This is a genomic window from Comamonas sp. lk, from assembly GCF_900564145.1.
Classification (GTDB): Bacteria; Pseudomonadota; Gammaproteobacteria; order Burkholderiales; family Burkholderiaceae_C; genus Comamonas.
Map to the genome: position 1 here is coordinate 3548305 of NZ_UOOB01000001.1, position 12715 is coordinate 3561019.

The 12715-nt window shown below is 58.9% G+C and carries 13 protein-coding genes; all 13 read right to left on the minus strand.

The window, feature by feature from the left end; translation table 11 throughout:
• Positions 1–58 precede the first annotated feature (58 nt).
• Positions 59–856: an acyl-ACP--UDP-N-acetylglucosamine O-acyltransferase gene (gene lpxA / locus EAO39_RS16195; protein ID WP_120969328.1), complete on the minus strand. Its 798-nt coding sequence runs from the start codon at positions 854–856 to the stop codon at positions 59–61.
• 6 nt (positions 857–862) lie between these two features.
• Positions 863–1303, minus strand: coding sequence for a 3-hydroxyacyl-ACP dehydratase FabZ (gene fabZ, locus EAO39_RS16200; protein WP_120969331.1), 441 nt, complete (start codon positions 1301–1303; stop codon positions 863–865).
• Positions 1303–2304: a UDP-3-O-(3-hydroxymyristoyl)glucosamine N-acyltransferase gene (lpxD, locus tag EAO39_RS16205; protein ID WP_120969334.1), complete on the minus strand. Its 1002-nt coding sequence runs from the start codon at positions 2302–2304 to the stop codon at positions 1303–1305. Before lpxD ends, fabZ begins: the two co-directional genes overlap by 1 nt.
• A gap of 18 nt (positions 2305–2322) precedes the next feature.
• Positions 2323–2826, minus strand: coding sequence for an OmpH family outer membrane protein (locus EAO39_RS16210; RefSeq protein ID WP_120969337.1), 504 nt, complete (start codon positions 2824–2826; stop codon positions 2323–2325).
• Positions 2826–5126 carry an outer membrane protein assembly factor BamA gene (gene bamA / locus EAO39_RS16215; RefSeq protein ID WP_120969340.1) on the minus strand — a complete coding sequence of 767 codons (2301 nt, stop codon included), beginning with the start codon at positions 5124–5126 and terminating at the stop codon, positions 2826–2828. The genes EAO39_RS16210 and bamA overlap by 1 nt, the downstream gene beginning before the upstream one ends.
• A gap of 44 nt (positions 5127–5170) precedes the next feature.
• Positions 5171–6541 (minus strand): RIP metalloprotease RseP, encoded by a 1371-nt coding sequence (gene rseP, locus EAO39_RS16220; protein WP_162989595.1) that lies wholly within the window; start codon positions 6539–6541, stop codon positions 5171–5173.
• Between the two features lie 88 nt (positions 6542–6629).
• Entirely contained in the window at positions 6630–7808 is a 1179-nt protein-coding gene (gene ispC, locus EAO39_RS16225; protein ID WP_120969343.1) for a 1-deoxy-D-xylulose-5-phosphate reductoisomerase, read from the minus strand.
• The gene (locus tag EAO39_RS16230) at positions 7805–8671 is read right to left on the minus strand and encodes a phosphatidate cytidylyltransferase (RefSeq protein WP_120969346.1); all 867 of its coding nucleotides are present in this window, start codon (positions 8669–8671) and stop codon (positions 7805–7807) included. Before EAO39_RS16230 ends, ispC begins: the two co-directional genes overlap by 4 nt.
• A 14-nt stretch (positions 8672–8685) precedes the next feature.
• Positions 8686–9423: a polyprenyl diphosphate synthase gene (uppS, locus tag EAO39_RS16235; RefSeq protein ID WP_120969349.1), complete on the minus strand. Its 738-nt coding sequence runs from the start codon at positions 9421–9423 to the stop codon at positions 8686–8688.
• A 26-nt stretch (positions 9424–9449) separates the two neighbouring features.
• Positions 9450–10010, minus strand: coding sequence for a ribosome recycling factor (frr, locus tag EAO39_RS16240; protein ID WP_120969352.1), 561 nt, complete (start codon positions 10008–10010; stop codon positions 9450–9452).
• Between the two features lie 58 nt (positions 10011–10068).
• On the minus strand, positions 10069–10791 hold the full coding sequence (gene pyrH, locus EAO39_RS16245; protein WP_120969354.1) for a UMP kinase: 723 nt from the start codon (positions 10789–10791) through the stop codon (positions 10069–10071).
• Positions 10792–10887: 96 nt separating this feature from the next.
• The gene (tsf, locus tag EAO39_RS16250) at positions 10888–11781 is read right to left on the minus strand and encodes a translation elongation factor Ts (RefSeq protein WP_120969357.1); all 894 of its coding nucleotides are present in this window, start codon (positions 11779–11781) and stop codon (positions 10888–10890) included.
• Between the two features lie 109 nt (positions 11782–11890).
• Positions 11891–12643: a 30S ribosomal protein S2 gene (gene rpsB, locus EAO39_RS16255; RefSeq protein WP_120969360.1), complete on the minus strand. Its 753-nt coding sequence runs from the start codon at positions 12641–12643 to the stop codon at positions 11891–11893.
• Between the last annotated feature and the right edge of the window lie 72 nt (positions 12644–12715).

Consider the following 12715-nt stretch of genomic DNA (forward strand, 5'->3'; position numbering starts at 1 on the left):
GAGGTTTTAGCCAGATCTGTCACAGCCCGTCGTATTCCTTAGCAGTGCTCGGCACGTCTTAGCGCGCAATGCCACGTGTGGATGCAGCCAGAAAGGCCAGCATATGCTCCACATCCTGCAGTGCCTCAGGCATGTCGGCCTTCAGGCCTTCAATGGCCTGGGTTGCGGCATCCAGCGTCAAACCCTGGCGGTACAGCAGCTTGTGCATTTGCTTGACGACGGCCAGACGCTCGGGCGTGAAGCCGCGACGGCGCAGACCTTCGGCGTTGAAGCCGCGCACGGACAGAGGATTGCCGTCCACCATCATGAAAGGCGGCACATCCTGCGAGACATGACTGGCAAAACCGGCCATCGCATGGGCACCGATATGGGTGAACTGGTGCACGCCCGTGAGGCCACCCAGGATGACCCAGTCGTCCACATGCACATGGCCTGCCAGCGTGGCGTTATTGGCCAGGATGGTGTTGTTGCCCACGATGCAGTCGTGTGCAATGTGCACATAGGCCATGATCCAGTTGTCCGAGCCGATACTGGTCACGCCACGGTCTTGCGAAGTGCCGGTATTGAAGGTACAGAACTCGCGCACCGTGTTGCGATCACCGATCTCCAGACGCGTGGGCTCGCCCGCGTACTTCTTGTCCTGCGGCTGTGCGCCCAGGGAAGCGAACTGGAAAATATGGTTGTCGCAGCCAATGGTGGTGTCGCCCTCGATCACGCAATGCGCACCCACCGTGGTGTTCGCGGCAATGCGCACCTTGGGACCGATCACGGCATACGGCCCCACAGCCACCGACGAGTCGAGCTGGGCCGCCGGGTCGACGACTGCCGTGGGGTGAATCAGACTGACAGCAGCCATCAACGCTTAACCCACTTGGCGCATGGTGCACATCAGCTGTGCTTCTGCCGCCACTTCGCCATCCACGCTGGCCACGGCATTGAACTTCCAGATACCGCCGCGAACGCGGTCGATGGTGATTTCCAGAGCCAGTTGATCTCCCGGCACCACAGGTCGCTTGAAGCGCGCCGAGTCAATACCCACGAAGTAGTAGATATTGTTTTCATCAGGCACCTGACCCATGGCATCGAAAGCCAGCAGACCCGCAGCCTGGGCCAGGGCTTCCAGAATCAGCACGCCAGGCATGACGGGACGACCAGGGAAGTGACCGGTGAAGAACGGCTCGTTGAAAGTGACGTTCTTGATGGCCTTGATACGGGTGTTGCGCTCAAGCTCCAGCACCCGATCCACCAGAAGAAAGGGGTAGCGGTGCGGCAGTTGCTTGAGAATTGCTTGAATATCCATCATCAGTTTCCGTTGTTGCTTCGCTGGTCATTGGCCAGCGTTTGCTCAAGCTTTTTGATGCGCTCACGGAGCACATACAGCTGCTTGAATGTTGCAGCGTTCTTTTCCCATTGCTCGTTTTCTTGCAACGGAAAGATGCCTGTATAAAAACCCGGTTTGGGCAATGAGCGGGTGACCATGGATGTCGGCGAAATCACCGTGCCATCCGCAATGGTCAAATGACCCAGGATATTGGCTGCGCCGCCAATCTGGCAATGTGCACCAATACGGGCGCTGCCCGCAATACCGGTATTGCCCGCGATCACCGTATGCGCACCAATGTGCACATTGTGGGCAATCTGCACCAGATTATCGATCTTGACGCCGTCTTCGATCACCGTGTCGTCGAGTGCACCCCGATCAACACAGGTATTGGCGCCAATTTCCACATCGTTGCCAATGCGCACCCGTCCCAACTGCTCGATCTTGATCCACGCGCCCTTGGATGGGGCAAAGCCAAAACCGTCCGCGCCAATGACCACGCCCGGGTGCAAGATGCAACGCTCACCCACTTCGCAGGCTTCGCCTAGCGTCACGCGAGACTTGAGCACGGTGCCGGCACCGATACGCGCATTCGCCTCCACCACGCACAACGGGCCCACATAGGCCGATTCATGCACCACGGCAGACTCATGCACCACGGCGCTGGCGTGGATGCCTCGCATGGCAGCGCCTGCATGCTGCACCTTCCACCACTGGGTGGCACGGGCGAAATAGGCATAGGGATCGTCGGTGACGATACAGGCGCCACGCGCCTGCGCCTCTTCACGCATTGCAGGCGCCACAATGACGCAGGCCGCCTGAGAGGCGGCCAGCTGCTGGCGATAGCGCGGGTTGCTTAGAAAGCTCAGATCACCATGGCCCGAGGAGTCCAGAGGGGCGATGCGCAAGATTTGCAACTCGCGCCCGCCACCCAGCAGTTCTCCGCCGAGCGCATCGAGAATCTGTCCCAATAAAACGCTCACAGATTCAACCTGAATGGTTTACTTGCCGTTCAAGGCCTTGATCACCTTGTCTGTGATATCGAACTTGGGGTTGATATACACAGCTTCCTGCAGGATCACATCGTACTTTTCAGCTTCGGCCACTTGCTTGACCACCTTGTTGGCGCGGTCAAGCACTTGAGACAGCTCTTCATTCTTGCGGGAATTCAGGTCTTCCTGGAACTCGCGGCGCTTGGTCTGGAAGTCACGGTCCTGATCCACCAGCTGACGCTGACGGGCCATGCGCTGGCTCTCGGCCATGGTCGGCGCTTCACGCTCGAATTTTTCCGAAGCGCTCTTCAAGGCATTGCCCTTGTCGACCAAATCCTTTTCACGCTTAGAAAACTCCTGCTCAAGCTTGGCCTGGGCAGCCTTGGCGGTAGAAGCTTCACGGAAGATGCGATCCGTGTTCACAAAACCGGCCTTGAATTCTTGTGCATGCGCAGAGACGGCCACGGCGCCAAGCAGCACAGCCAGAGAAAGGTGGCTAGAGAGAGATTTCATTAGAAAGATGTTCCGATTTGGAATTGCAGTTTTTGGATTCTATCCCCGGTTTCCTTGCGGATAGGCTGAGCATAAGCCAAACGCAGCGGGCCCAAAGGCGAAATCCAGCTAATACCGATACCTGTGGAAGCGCGCAGGGAGTTCAACTCCATGCTCTCCCCTTCTGCCCACACATTGCCAACGTCCAGGAAAGTAAACAAACGCAAGGTTCGGTCATTGCCTGCGCCAGGGAACGGCACCATGAACTCGGCATTCAAGGTCATCTTGCGCGTGCCGCCAAGGGCCAGATTCGTGTAGGTGGTGTCATGCCTACCCAGCGAGCCCTGCTCGAAACCGCGAACCGAACCCAAACCGCCCGAATAGAAGTTCTTGAAAATCGGGAACGGACGGCCGTTGAGGCCCTTGCCCCAGCCCAGTTCGCCGTTCAAGGCAATCGTGTATTTCTTGTTCAGCGGGATATATTGCTGAATCTGGTAATTGGCCTTGACATAGCGCATATCGCTCAGGAAGGACAATTCGGTATTCAAGCGCTGATAACGACCCGCATTAGGCGCCAGGGCGCTGTCGCGATTATCGCGAGACCAGCCAATGGTCATGGGAATGCCGGTCTGCTTGCAACCCCAGTTGTTGCAGTAATCCTGATAGACCTGGGGCATGTAAGTGCCCGGCTTGATCTCGTTGCCTTCGACACCACCACCGAAGAAAATCGTGTCCACCTCGCTGAACGGCACACCAAAGCGCACGGAAGCACCCTGGGTCACGATCTTGTAGGCCGCGTCGTCGTAGTACGGACGCATGGTGCGGTAGTACAGATCGTAGGTGCGCGAAATGCCCGTATCTGTGAAATACGGATTGGTGGTGGACATCACGATGGTTCGGTTGAACTTGCTGGTATTTACGTCCACACCCAGGTAGTTACCGGAACCGAACACGTTTTCCTGCTTGATACCGAAGGACAGCGAGACCTTTTCAGCACTGGAGAAACCGGCACCCAGCTGAATCGAGCCCGTGGGCTTTTCAGCCACGTTGATCAACAGATCCACCTGATCGGGAGAACCAGGCACTTCCTGGGTTTCCACATTCACTTCGGTAAAGAAGCCAAGGCGGTCCACGCGGTCGCGCGACAGCTTGATCTTGTCGCCGTCGTACCAAGAGGCTTCAAACTGACGGAACTCCCGGCGAATCACTTCGTCACGGGTCTTGTTGTTGCCGCTCACATTGATGCGGCGCACATAGGCGCGGCGCGAAGGCTGGGCCTGCAGCACCAGTTCCACGCGGTTGTTGGCCCGATCGATTTCAGGCACGGCTTCCACCTTGGCAAAGGCGAAGCCGAAGTTGCTGTAATAGTCGGTGAATGCCTTGATGGTCTGGCTCACCTGATCGGCGTTATAGGGCTCACCAGGCTTGATCTTGATCAGGGACTTGAATTCGTCATCACGATCCAGGAAATTGCCTACCAGCTTCACGCCGGACACCACATATTGCTCGCCTTCGTGAACATTCACGGTCAGCGCAATGTTTTGCTTGTCTGGCGAAATGGCCACCTGGGTGGAGTCCACGCGGAACTCCAGGTAGCCGCGCTGCAGATAGTAGGAGCGCAGCGATTCCAGATCGGCATTGAGCTTGTTGCGGGCGTAGCGATCCGACTTGGTGTACCAGCTCATCCAGTTGCCGGTGTCCTGGTCGAACAAGTCCTTGAGTGTGGACTCCTTGAACGCCTTGTTGCCGACGATATGGATCTCATTGATCTTGGCAGGCTCGCCTTCGGACACCGTGAAGGTCAGGTTCACGCGATTGCGCTCAATCGGCGTGACGGTCGTCACCACCTCGGAGCCATACAGGCTGCGGTTGATGTACTGACGCTTGAGCTCCTGCTCGGCACGATCTGCCAGTGCCTTGTCGAAGGGGCGACCATCGGCCAGACCCACATCGCGCATGGCCTTGAGCAAGGTGTCCTTGTCGAACTCCTTGGTACCCGCGAAATTCACTTCAGCAATCGTGGGGCGCTCTTCCACCACCACCACCAGCACATTGCCATTGGCTTCAAGGCGCACATCCTTGAACAAGCCCAGCGCGAACAGCGAGCGAATGGCTGCGGCGCCCTTTTCATCGTCGTATTGCTCGCCCACGCGCAACGGCATGGATGCGAAAACCGTACCAGCTTCTACGCGCTGCAGGCCTTCAACACGAATATCCTGCACTTTGAAAGGTTCAAGTGCCCATGCCGCGTTTGCAGCCAAAACCATGGCAGCCAAGGCCGTTGCTCTGCGCACGCCAAAGCGAGTGAAATGTTTTTTCATGAGTGGAATTTGCCGCAATTGCAGCTACCGAAATCGGCGAAAAATTAGCCCCAAAGCCGGTTGAAATCATTGAAAAAGGCGACCGACATCATCATCAGGATGACTGCCACACCTGCCTTTTGCAATCTCTCGGCCCAAAGATCAGAAACACTGCGGCCTGTGACGGCTTCCCAAAGATAATACATCAGGTGCCCGCCATCCAAAACTGGCAATGGTAGCAAGTTGAGAACGCCCAGGCTGATGCTGATGAGCGCAAGAAACGAAAGATACTGCACCAGCCCCATGCTGGCGGACTTGCCGGCGTAGTCGGCAATGGTCAGCGGGCCGCTGATGTTCTTGAGCGAAGCCTCGCCGATCAGCATGCGCCCCATCATGCGCAAGGTCATGGCAGACAGCTCCCAGGTCCGCGTCACACCGGCCCAGAGACCGTCCACAAAGCCGCGGCGCACCACCACCATCTCGATTTCACCGCCGATGAAGGCGTTGATCCGGCCCGTGCTGGGCTGCTCGGCCGTCGCGGCCACCAGTTCCGGCTGCACCGTCAAGACCATGGTCTTCCCATCGCGCTGAATCTGCCAGCTTTGGGGCGCGACCTGGCCGGAGGCACCCGATTGGCGTATCCAGCTGCGCAGCTGCGCGCCGTCTTGCACCGGCTTGCCGTCCACGCTCAGCACCAAATCGCCTTTGCGCAGACCGGATACCTGTGCCGGTCCGCCTTCAACCACCTCTTGCAGCACCGGGCTGGACCAGGGACCGGCCAAACCCACTTTTTCAAAAAAGGCCGCATCGGGCTCTTTTTGCTCCAGGGAGGCGAGATTGAGATTCAGCACGCGGGCCGCTGCGTCAGGTGCGGCCGCCACTTCCAGCTGCAGGGCGTCGCCCTCGATTGCCGCCGTGGTGATGGACCAGCGCAAATCGCCCAGAGAGCGCACCGGCTCCCAGGCCTGATTGCCAACGGCAACGCGCTGTACCCGGTCTCCGCCCTGCACTCCTGCGGTTTGCAGCAAAGAGCCCACAGGCGGCGCGGCCAGTCTGGCGGCAGGCTCGGTCACGCCCATCCAGTTGACGACGGACAGCAAGGCAATGGCTAAAACCAGATTGGCCACCGGGCCGGCCGCAACGATGGCGGCTCTGGAACGCAGAGGCTGGTTGTTGAAGGCCAGGTGCTTTTCCTCGGGTGCCACCTCGGCTTCACGCTCGTCAAGCATGCGCACATAGCCGCCCAGCGGCAGCGCAGCGACCACGTACTCGGTGCCTGTCTTTTTGCTGGTCCAGCGCAGCAGCGGCTTGCCAAAGCCCACGGAGTAGCGCAGCACCTTCACCCCGCAGGCCACGGCCACGCGGTAGTGCCCCCACTCGTGCACAGCGATCAACACACCCAGCGCCACAATGAACGCAACAACCGTCAGCAACACCAGCAGCTCCTTTGACTCAATGGCGCTTTGACAGCGCGCCGGCGCACAAGTTCAATCACAGGGCCGCACCGCTTTGCACAAAGCCGGCTTACAGAGCCCACTGATTTGCAATGGCACGCGCTTGCTCACGTGCTCTGGCATCCAGCGCCATCAGGTCTTCCAGGCTGGCGACAGCTCCAGGCTGCACGGCCTCCAGGGTTTGCAGATTGACGGCATGGATACGATCAAAGCCCAGGCGACGCTCCAGGAAAGCGGCCACAGCCACCTCATTGGCCGCATTGAGCACAGTCGTCGTGCCCTCAGGCGCGCTCAGCGCTTGCCAAGACAGGTGCAGCCCCGGAAAACGATGGGCATCCGCCTCCTCGAACGTCAGCGCTGCCAGCTTGGAAAAGTCCAGCAGCGGCGCGCCGCTGGCAATGCGCTCGGGCCAAGCCAGACCGCAGGCAATGGGCACGCGCATATCCGGCGTACCCAGCTGAGCCAGCACCGACGAGTCCGTGAACTGAACCATGGAATGCACGATTTGCTGCGGGTGAATCACCACCTTGATGTTCTCGGGCGCCATGTCGAACAGCCAGCGGGCCTCGATCACTTCCAGCGCCTTGTTCATCATGGTGGCCGAATCCACCGAGATCTTGCGACCCATGGAGAAATTGGGGTGGGAACAAGCCTGCTCGGGCGTGATCTCGGCCAAAGTGGCGGGATCGCGCTGACGGAAAGGCCCGCCCGAGGCGGTCAGCAGCAGCGAGTCCACACGCGCAGCCCAGGTGCTGCGGTCTTCGGGCAGACACTGGAAGATGGCGGAATGCTCGCTATCGATGGGCAGCAGCGTGGCGCCGTGGCGCTTGACAGTGTCCATGAACAAGGCCCCGCCAACCACCAAAGCTTCCTTGTTGGCCAGCAGCAAACGTTTGCCGGCCTTGGCTGCAGCCAGACAGGGGGCCAGACCCGCAGCACCGACGATGGCCGCCATGACGGCATCCACCTCGGGATGAGACGCTATTGATTCAAGAGCATTTTGCGATTGCAACACCTGGGTTCCAAGCCCATTTTGCTTTAACTTTTCAGCCAGCAGCTGCGCATGAGAAGCGCTGGCCATGACGGCAAAGCGGGGCTTGAATTGAGCGCACTGCTTGAGCATCAAGTCCACCTGGGTGGCCGCGCTCAAGGCAAACACTTGGTACTGATCAGGGTGGCGCGCCACCACATCCAGGGTGTTGGTTCCGATCGAACCGGTAGAACCCAGAACCGTGATTTTTTGCTTCATGGATGCACAAAGGATGAGAGCATCATTGCCAACGGCAGCGTGGGCAAGAGGGCATCAATGCGATCCAGAACACCACCATGGCCGGGCAGCAAACCGCTGCTGTCCTTGACACCAACGCTGCGCTTGATCAGGGATTCGACCAGGTCGCCCACCACGCTCATCGCAGCCATAAACACCACTGCCAGCAGCAGGAACCAGGTTCCGCGCGACTGCAGCACCGAATAAAAACTAGGTACGCCAGCACCATAGTGCCGATCCGCCCAAACCCAAAGCAGGGCCAGGGCGATCACGCCCAGCATGCCGCCCCAGACGCCTTCCCAGCTCTTGCCAGGACTCACGGTCGGAGCCAGCTTGTTCTTGGTGAATTTGAGGCCAAAGGTTCGGCCCGCGAAGTAGGCAAAAACGTCGGCGACCCATACCAGCACCAGCATGGAAAGCAGGAAATTGATTCCCACATTGCGCGCCTGCACAACGGCCATCCAGGCCACCCACAAGGCCAGCACGCCGCCTACCAAGCGCACAGCAGCAGGAATGTGCGGCCAGCCAGCCACGCCAGCGCGCAGCAGCAAGCCACCACCCAGCACCCACATGCCGCCGGCAATCACCCACAGCATGCCAAACGCCCCCAGAGGTTGCTGCAGCCAGCCCGCCCACCAGGAGGCGGCACACAGCACGGTGCAGACACCGCCCACGACCAGGGAGCCCATCTGACCAAAGCCATTGAGTCGCCCCCATTCCCAGGCACCTGCAGCCATGAAAATCAGCATGAGCACGGCAAATGGCGTGCTGCTGCCGGTGTAGAACAATGCGGGCAGCAGGATGGCCAGCAAAATCAAGGCAGTGATAACGCGCTGCTTGAGCATGGCACCTCTTTTGTTTATGCCGTCACAGTCGGTGTGGACGGCTGTTGAATCTGTTCGGATGTCTGACCAAAGCGCCGCTCGCGGCCATTGAAAGCACCAATGGCCAGATCGAGTTCAGCCTCATCGAAGTCAGGCCACAGGCTGGCGCTGAAATACATCTCGGAATAAGCAGCCTGCCAAAGCAGGAAGTTGCTGATGCGCATCTCGCCACCGGTACGGATCAACAAATCCGGATCGGGCACATGGGCCAGTGCCATGGCCTTGTCCAGGCTCTCGGGGGTGATGGCCACACCTTGAGCCGCCAGCTTCTCAGCGGCCTGAGCAATATCCCAGCGACCACCGTAGTTGAAGCAGATATTGAGAATCAGGCGGGTGTTGTGCGCGGTCTGCTGCTCGGCCTGCGCCAGGCCATGGCGCACTTTTTCAGACAGACTGGAGCGATCGCCCACAAAGTACAGGCGAACACCATCTCGGCTCAGCTGGCTCACTTCCTTGGCAAGTGCGGTCGCCAGCAGACTCATGAGGCCGGAGACCTCTTCCTGCGGGCGATTCCAGTTCTCCGAGGAGAAGGCAAACACCGTGAGCACCTGCACGCCGCGCTCCACGCAGGCGCGGGCGCAGCGGCGCAGCGATTCCACACCTTGCTTGTGCCCGGCAAGGCGGGGCAGCAGGCGACGCTTGGCCCAGCGCCCGTTGCCATCCATGATGACGGCAATATGGCGCGGAACCGCGCCGGTTTTTTTGGAAGTCAAAAGTGCAGGTCCTCGGGCTGTTTGCCTCAGACTGCCAGGATGTCTTGCTCTTTGGCAGCCACCAGCACGTCGATCTCGGAGATGTGCTTGTCGGTGATCTTCTGGATGTCGGCTTCGGAGCGTTTTTGATCGTCTTCGGAAGCTTCCTTGTCCTTGACCAGCTTCTTGACGCCTTCGTTGGCATCACGGCGCAGATTGCGGATGGCAATCTTGGAGTTTTCGCCTTCGTTGCGAGCCAGCTTGGTCATTTCCTTGCGGCGCTCTTCGCTCATGGGAGGCATGGGCACGCGGATCAGATCGCCCAGCGATGCGGGGTTCAGACCCAGATCGCTTTCGCGAATCGCCTTTTCCACCTTGGCAGCCATGTTCTTTTCCCAGGGCTGCACGCTGATGGTGCGCGAGTCCAGCAAGGACACGTTGGCCACTTGCGACAAAGGCACCATGGAGCCGTAGTACTCCACATGGATGGAGTCGAGCAAAGCAGGATTGGCACGACCGGTACGGATGCGCGAGAGGTTGTTCTTCAGTGCCTCGATGGACTGGCCCATCTTGGTTTCGGTATTTTTCTTGATTTCGGCAATCGTCATGTTCTTTTCCTTGGAGGGACTCAGCAGCCAAGAGTTTGCATCAAAAGCGAGCGAACTCTTAAGCGTACACCAGAGTGCCTTCGTTTTCACCCATCACCACGCGCTTGAGTGCGCCGGGCTTGACGATGGAGAAAACACGAATGGGCAGCTTCTGATCGCGGCACAGCGCAAAGGCAGTGGCATCCATGATGCCCAGATTGCGCGAAATAGCTTCGTCGAACGTCAGCTTGTCATAGCGGGTCGCCGAAGCGTCCTTGTGTGGATCGGCGGTATACACACCGTCCACCTTGGTGGCCTTGAGCACCACTTCGGCACCGATTTCAGCACCGCGCAAAGCTGCAGCGGTGTCGGTGGTGAAGAAAGGGTTGCCGGTACCGGCGGCAAAGACCACGACCTTGCCTTCTTCCAGATACTGCAACGCCTTGGGGCGCACATAGGGCTCCACCACTTGCTCGATGGCAATGGCCGACATCACGCGGGCTGTCAGGCCTTGCTTGTCCATGGCGTCTGCCAGGGCCAGGGCATTCATCACCGTGGCCAGCATGCCCATATAGTCAGCCGTGGCGCGATCCATGCCGACGGAGCCACCTGCGACGCCGCGGAAGATATTGCCACCGCCAATCACCACAGCCACCTGCACACCGACCTTGGTTACTTCCACGATCTCGGAGACCATGCGCTCAATGGTTGCACGGTTGATGCCGAATTGGTCATCCCCCATTAACGCCTCACCCGACAGCTTGAGCAAAATGCGCTTGTGGGCTGGAATGGCGTTGGACATGATGATTCTCCGGTGGAAATTAAAGTGATTGTGAAAAACGGGAGGGAGATAAATCAATCGCGGCTCCAGGCCGCGATTGTTGCTCAGGCTTGAGGCTTACGCACCAGCCTTGGCTGCTGCCACCTGGGCAGCCACTTCAGCGGCGAAGTCGTCAGTCTTCTTCTCAATGCCTTCACCCACCACGTACATGGTGAACGCCTTCACGGTGGTGTTGGCGGCCTTGAGCATCTGGCCCACGGTTTGCTTGCCGTCAGCAGCCTTCACGAAGACCTGGTCAGCCAGGGACACTTCCTTCAGGTACTTCTGCACCGAACCTTCAACCATCTTGGCAGCGATGTCAGCGGGCTTGCCGGACTCGGCAGCCTTGCCTTCGGCCACAGCACGTTCCTTGGCGATCAGATCGGCAGGCACGTCAGCGGAAGTCAGAGCCACGGGCTTCATGGCGGCCACGTGCATTGCCACGTCCTTGGCGGCAGTTGCGTCGCCTTCGAACTCGACAACCACGCCAATGCGTGTGCCGTGCACGTAGGCAGCCAGGCCGGCGCCGTCAAAAGCCTTGAAGCGGCGGAAAGACATGTTTTCGCCGATCTTGCCGATCAGGCCCTTGCGCACGTCTTCCAGAGTGGGGCCGAAACCGTCTTGCTCGTAGGCGATAGCACCCAGAGCTTCCAGGTCGGCAGGCTTGTGCTCGGCTACCAGCTTGGCAGCGGCGTTGGCCATGGCGATGAAGCTGTCGTTCTTGGACACGAAGTCGGTTTCGCTATTGACTTCGATCATGCCGCCCTTGCCGCCTTCGATGAAAGCAGTCACGACGCCTTCGGCAGTCACGCGGGAAGCGGCCTTGCCAGCCTTGGTACCCAGCTTGACGCGCAGCAGCTCTTCAGCCTTGGCCATATCGCCATCAGCTTCGGTCAGAGCCTTCTTGCATTCCATCATGGGGGCGTCGGTCTTGGCGCGCAGTTCAGCGACCATGCTTGCAGTAATTGCCATCGTATTTCTCCAGTATCTGTTCGATTCGTTACAGGAATTCGGCTTAAAAAAAGGGGGCTACTTAGAGCCCCGCTTTTTCTCGCGATGCGGTCGCGCAGCCGGACTTCGCTTAGGCGGCGGACTCTTCCACTTCCACGAACTCGTCGCCGTCTTCACCGGCGGCAGCCTTGACCACGTCGTTCAGACGGGCTTCACGGCCTTCCAGGATGGCGTCAGCCATGCCTTGAGCGTACAGCTGCACAGCCTTGGCGGAGTCATCGTTACCGGGGATCACGTAGTCGATGCCTTCGGGGTTGTGGTTGGTATCCACCACACCGATCAGGGGGATGCCCAGCTTCTTGGCTTCGGCCACGGCGATCTTGTGGAAGCCCACGTCGATCACGAAGATGGCGTCAGGCAGAGCGTTCATGTCTTGAATGCCGCCGATGTCCTTTTCCAGCTTTTCCAGTTCGCGAACGAACATCAGCTGTTCTTTCTTGGACATGGATTCCAGGCCAGTTTCTTGCTGAGCCTTCATGTCCTTCAGACGCTTGATCGAAGTCTTGACGGTCTTGAAGTTTGTCAGCATGCCGCCCAACCAGCGTTGGTCGACGTAAGGCACGCCGGCGCGCTGAGCTTCAGCAGCCACCATTTCGCGGGCTTGACGCTTGGTACCCACCATCAGCACGGTGCCACCGTTGGCCACCAATTGCTTGGCGAACTTCTGGGCGTCCTGGAACATCGGCAGCGACTTTTCCAGGTTGATGATGTGAATCTTGTTGCGGTGACCGAAGATGAACGGGGCCATCTTGGGGTTCCAGAAGCGAGTTTGGTGACCGAAGTGGACGCCAGCTTCCAGCATCTCGCGCATTGTTACTGCCATGTTAATTACCTCAAAGGTTAGGTCTAAAATCCAGCCCAACGATTGCACTCAGCGAATGAGCGCAACACCTTG

Bases quoted from the DNA above. Each gene is read 5' to 3' on its own strand.
- lpxA (WP_120969328.1), bottom strand. From the start codon at position 856: ATGGCTGCTGTCAGTCTGATTCACCCCACGGCAGTCGTCGACCCGGCG.
- fabZ (WP_120969331.1), bottom strand. From the start codon at position 1,303: ATGATGGATATTCAAGCAATTCTCAAGCAACTGCCGCACCGCTACCCC.
- EAO39_RS16210 (WP_120969337.1), bottom strand. From the start codon at position 2,826: ATGAAATCTCTCTCTAGCCACCTTTCTCTGGCTGTGCTGCTTGGCGCC.
- bamA (WP_120969340.1), bottom strand. From the start codon at position 5,126: ATGAAAAAACATTTCACTCGCTTTGGCGTGCGCAGAGCAACGGCCTTG.
- ispC (WP_120969343.1), bottom strand. From the start codon at position 7,808: ATGAAGCAAAAAATCACGGTTCTGGGTTCTACCGGTTCGATCGGAACC.
- EAO39_RS16230 (WP_120969346.1), bottom strand. From the start codon at position 8,671: ATGCTCAAGCAGCGCGTTATCACTGCCTTGATTTTGCTGGCCATCCTG.
- frr (WP_120969352.1), bottom strand. From the start codon at position 10,010: ATGACGATTGCCGAAATCAAGAAAAATACCGAAACCAAGATGGGCCAG.
- pyrH (WP_120969354.1), bottom strand. From the start codon at position 10,791: ATGTCCAACGCCATTCCAGCCCACAAGCGCATTTTGCTCAAGCTGTCG.
- tsf (WP_120969357.1), bottom strand. From the start codon at position 11,781: ATGGCAATTACTGCAAGCATGGTCGCTGAACTGCGCGCCAAGACCGAC.
- rpsB (WP_120969360.1), bottom strand. From the start codon at position 12,643: ATGGCAGTAACAATGCGCGAGATGCTGGAAGCTGGCGTCCACTTCGGT.